Annotated in this window: 4 protein-coding genes and 1 pseudogene; all 5 read left to right on the top strand. The window is 33.6% G+C overall.

Annotation, left to right across the window (positions count from 1 at the left end; genetic code table 11):
* Nucleotides 1-514, top strand: a pseudogene (locus tag EZM65_RS15775) (gliding motility-associated C-terminal domain-containing protein); the annotation flags it as partial.
* Between the two features lie 34 nt (nt 515-548).
* Entirely contained in the window at nt 549-950 is a 402-nt protein-coding gene (locus EZM65_RS15780; RefSeq protein WP_136669422.1) for a hypothetical protein, read from the top strand.
* 58 nt (nt 951-1,008) lie between these two features.
* The gene (locus EZM65_RS15245) at nt 1,009-1,818 is read left to right on the top strand and encodes a gliding motility-associated C-terminal domain-containing protein (RefSeq protein ID WP_169051726.1); all 810 of its coding nucleotides are present in this window, start codon (nt 1,009-1,011) and stop codon (nt 1,816-1,818) included.
* Between the two features lie 50 nt (nt 1,819-1,868).
* A complete protein-coding gene (locus EZM65_RS15250; RefSeq protein ID WP_136669424.1) occupies nt 1,869-2,786 on the top strand; it encodes a type IX secretion system membrane protein PorP/SprF in 918 nt (305 codons plus the stop codon).
* A gap of 11 nt (nt 2,787-2,797) precedes the next feature.
* Complete coding sequence (locus tag EZM65_RS15255) at nt 2,798-4,726, top strand: OmpA family protein (RefSeq protein WP_136669425.1); 1,929 nt, start codon at nt 2,798-2,800, stop codon at nt 4,724-4,726.
* The last annotated feature ends 483 nt before the right edge of the window (nt 4,727-5,209 follow it).

Genomic DNA, 5,209 nt, shown 5'->3' on the forward strand with positions numbered 1-5,209 from the left:
GACCTATTATGCGAGTATTACAAATTCGGTAACTGGTTGTTCTAGTAGTAATCGTCTGGCAGTTATTGTTGATTTAAATAGTGGCCAGACACCAACAACAATCGATACCACTCAGGATTTTTGTCAGTCATCAAATCCAACAGTTTCCTCATTACTGATAAATGAACCGAATGTTGTTTGGTATAATGCAGCAACCGGAGGTAATGCTTTGTCACCAAGCACACTATTAGTTGATGGAATGATTTACTATGCGGGAATTACTGATCCAGTTAGTGGTTGTTCTAGTGCAAATAGATTAGCCGTAACTGCTAATTTAAATGCAGCGCCAACACCAACTACAAATGACACTACTCAGGATTTTTGTCAACCAACACCACCAACGGTTTCTTCATTACAAGTGAATGAGTCTAATGTAATTTGGTATGATGCGGCAACTGGAGGTAATGTTCTGTCACCAAGTACACCGTTAGTTGATGGAATGATATACTACGCAGGAATCACTGATCCNAGGTAATGTTCTGTCACCAAGTACACCGTTAGTTGATGGAATGATATACTACGCAGGAATCACTGATCCGGTTAGCGGTTGTTCTAGTGCAAATAGATTAGCCGTAACTGCTAATTTAAATGCAGCACCAACACCAACTACAAATGATACGACTCAAAATTTCTGTCAATCAAGTAATCCTACAATTGCATCTCTTCAGGTAAACGAATCAAATGTGATTTGGTATGACGCAGCGACTGGAGGTAATGCATTGTCACCAAGCACGCTGTTAGTTGACGGAATGATTTATTATGCTGGAATCACTGATCCTGTTAGTGGTTGTTCAAGTGCAGATAGACTGGCAGTTTCAGCAAATTTAAATTCAGTGCCAACGCCAACAACAAATGACACAACTCAGGATTTTTGCCAATCTAATAATCCTACNTTATGCTGGAATCACTGATCCTGTTAGTGGTTGTTCAAGTGCAGATAGACTGGCAGTTTCAGCAAATTTAAATTCCGTGCCAACGCCAACAACAAATGACACAACTCAGGATTTTTGCCAATCTAATAATCCTACAATAGCTTCACTTCAGGTAAATCAGAGCACTATAGTATGGTATGATGCTGCAACTGGAGGAAATGTTTTGTCTTCAAGTGCATTATTAGTTGATGGAGTCACTTATTATGCTGGAATTATAGATCCTGTTAGTGGTTGTTCAAGCACTACTAGATTAGCAATTACTGTAGATTTAAAGACTGCCGATTCTGCTTCAATTGATGACAATACTGATAAAACCTGTGATTTTGAACCAGTAACTTATTCAACTCAAGGAAACATGAGCAATTATGAATGGACTATTGGTTCCGGAGGGCAGATTGTTAGCGGTGGTGGATCAAATGATTCTACTGTAACTGTCAACTGGACACAGCTTGGCTCAAATTCAGTAACTGTGAGTTACCTTAATTCATCGGTTTGTAATTCACAGGAAACAGCAACTTTTAATCTGGTAGTAGAAAGTTGCGTATTGCCGGTAGATGGTTGTTTGACAATTTTCAATGAATTTACTCCTAACGGGGATGGTTCAAATGAGTTCTTTTATATTGTTTGCGCTGAAAATTATCCTAACAATAAATTAGAAATTTATAATAGATATGGCAATTTAGTATTCCAAACAAGAGGTTATAAAAATGATTGGAAAGGAATAGCCAATGTAAAAGGTACGTTTAACGATAATGTCTTACCTACCGGAACTTACTATTATGTTTTTGAAACTGGTGATAATACTGTGAATCAGGCTAAATCAGGATGGTTATATATAATGAGATAATCGTTACAGGATAACTAAATATTCTTTTTTTTAATATAAAATCCACAAATATGATAAAAAATATTAAAATATTTTTCTTTAGTCTATTCATTTACGGACAAAGCATTGCTCAGCAAAATCCAGAATATACTCAATATATGTACAACACTATGATGGTAAATCCAGGTTATACAGGATCTGTAGGAGTATTGGAAGCTAATTTACTGTTACGAAAGCAATGGGTAAATATAGAAGGTTCACCAAAAACAGGAACTTTAGGCATTCATTCCCCCTTATCCAACAAAAAAATAGGTTTAGGGTTCAATATTATCAGTGATGATTTAGGACCTTCAAGTGAACAAACACTTGCAGGAAATGTTTCATATTCTATTGATTTAAATGAATCTGTTAAACTGGCTTTTGGAATGAAGGCAGGTGTCCGGATGTTGAATATTGATTGGTCAAAAGGAAGATTTTATGATAATGATGATGTGCTTTTAAATACTAACGTAAAAAATAAAATGATGGGGATTTTAGGGTCAGGAGCATATGTTTACTCTAATAAATGGTATGTGGGATTATCAGTACCTAGTTTTCTCCGACATGATTATTATAACGATATTCAAGAATCGGTAGTTTCGGATAGGCTGCATTATTATCTGATTGGCGGCTATGTATTTGATTTATCAGACAGTGTGAAGTTTAAGCCTTCAATGCTTATAAAAGCAGTCAGCGGATCACCATTGTCAACTGATTTTTCGGCTAATTTCTTACTGAAAGAAAAACTGACTCTTGGAGCTTCCTACCGATGGGATGATTCGGTTAGTGCTTTGGCCGGAATTCAAATGTCAAATAGTTTCTTTTTAGGTTATTCCTTTGATTATACGGTTACCCGACTCAATAAATATAATGACGGGACACACGAAATAATCCTTCGCTATCAATTGCCTCAAAAATCATCTACAATAAAATCTCCAAGATTTTTCTAATTCCAATTACTATGAGAAAAATAGCAGCAGTTAGCTTGGTTTTATTTACCAGCATAATTTACGGACAGCAAAAACTAAAAGCGGCAAATGAAATGTTTGATGAAATGTCTTATGTCGAAGCCGCAGGGCTTTATGAAGAATACTTAGAAAAAGACCCCGATTTATCTACGCAAACTATTACAAATATTGCAGATACTTATTATAATTTGAATGATATACGTAAAGCATTAACGTGGTATCAAAAATTATACGATATCCAAGGACAAAATTTGTCAGATATCTATATGTTGCGATACACACAGGCATTACGCGGGGTAAGAGATTATGATAAAGCAAATACAATAAATAAAGAAGCGTTGAAAAAGAAAAACGATAATGCAGCGATTCGCTATTTTGTATCCAATCAGAAATATTTAGACAGTCTTTCACAAAAAACATCACTATTTCAAATAAAAAATTTAGATGTAAACAGCAAAAATTCTGATTTTGGTCCTGCTTTTTATGGTGAAAAATTAGTGTATTCTTCAACAAAAGAAGGTGCCAGTATTGATAAAAAAATATACACATGGAATGAGCAGCCTTATCTTGCAATGTTTGTTGCCGATAGAAATTTGTCTGATGGAAGTCTTTTCAATGAACAGCCTTTTCTTACAGAAATTGCATCGAAATACCATGATGCTACAATTTCTTTTTCCAATGACTTGAAAACTTTCTATTATACGACCAATACGATGAAGGGTAATCGGTTAAAAAATGATAAAAAAGGAACTAATAATTTTCAAATTATTAAATCAAGTTTAGAAAATGATAAAGCTGCTAAAGGAGAAAAATTGTTTTTCAACAGTCTGGATTACAGTGTGGGACATCCTGCATTAAGTCCGGATGGTAAATGGCTGTTTTTTGTCTCTGATATGCCGGGAGGGTATGGTGAAACTGATATTTATGCAGTTGAAATTTTTGCCGACGGAACAATGAATTCACCAAAAAATTTAGGGCCAAAAATAAATACGGTAGGAAGGGAAATGTTTCCGTTTTTTAGTGAAGGAAAACTTTATTTTTCTTCAGAAGGGCTTTATGGTTTTGGTGGCTTGGATATTTTTGAATGTAAGTTTAACGGGAAAGATTTTTCTGAACCTAAAAATATGGGTGAGCCTGTCAACAGTAATAAAGATGATTTTTCCTTTATCATCGATCCTAAATCAAAGTATGGGTATTTTTCTTCAAACAGAGATTCGGGAAAAGGTGATGATGATATTTATTACTTTGCTAAAAGAGAACCGGAATGCATTCAGACAATTGCAGGTACTGTGATTAATTCAAAATCAAAAGCACCTATTCAGGATGCATCAATCAAGGTTTTAGATTCTTTTGGAGATTTAAAGCAAGAATATTTCTCAGATGCTAATGGTAAATTCGAATTTCAGATGCCTTGCAATGGCAGTTATAAATTAGTTGCTTCAAAACCAGATTTTTCAACACAGGAAAAAGAAATACGAATAGGAGATAAAAACGGTGAAATAATGCCTGTTAATTTTGAATTGGCTAAACTTGAAGACTTTGTAGTGAAAGATAATGGTAATGAAAAAATTGATATTAATCCTATCTTCTTTAATTACGACAAATGGGATATAACTCCGCAGGCAGCAGCTGAATTAGACAAAGTAGTATATGTAATGCAAAATTTCCCGAAAGTCAAAATCAGAATCGAATCACATACAGATTCACGGGGAAAAGATTTATATAATTTGAAATTGTCCGATAATAGAGCCAAATCGACACAGAGTTATATTTTGTCAAAAGGAATTTCTGCTGATAGAATTGAAAGTGCTGTTGGTTTTGGAGAAACACGCTTAAGAAATCAATGTAAAAATGGTGTGAAATGCTCTGAAGAAGAACATTTTTTAAACAGAAGGTCAGACTTTATAATAATTGAAAAATAAAATATTTCTTAATTTTAGTTGATTTGTGATCAGTCAAAAATGCTTTAGATTGAAATTTTTAAAAGATAATTGGATCGCTATAGTTGCTTTTATTATTACATTAATAATAGGCTTTCAGATGTATGATTTTTATGTAAATCAATAACATTTATAAATATTTATTTCTTGAAAAATTAAATTTATTTTTAAGAATATAGAAAAATGAGTATTTAATAATCTTATTAATTTAAAACGATGTATCTGTTGCATAGCTCTAATTTTTTAACCGGAGTTATGCAATAGTTATCTATTTTAGATTTGTAATAGTTGTGAATTCCTTTCAATTTTGTTAGTTTACTAATTATTGTCACAACGATCTATTAAACTATTGAATGAATATTTTGAAGTGCCTGAAAACAAAAAACCCTTAAAATTTTGAATTTGAAGGGTTTTAAAACCGTTAGCTTTTCAGCTCTGCGGAGAAAGAGGGATTCGAACCCCCGG

It is taken from the genome of Flavobacterium sp. H122 (assembly GCF_004959765.1).
Taxonomy (GTDB): Bacteria; Bacteroidota; Bacteroidia; order Flavobacteriales; family Flavobacteriaceae; genus Flavobacterium.

Coding starts and splice junctions, on each gene's coding strand:
- EZM65_RS15250 (WP_136669424.1), top strand. CDS start 1,869: ATGATAAAAAATATTAAAATATTTTTCTTTAGTCTATTCATTTACGGA.
- EZM65_RS15255 (WP_136669425.1), top strand. CDS start 2,798: ATGAGAAAAATAGCAGCAGTTAGCTTGGTTTTATTTACCAGCATAATT.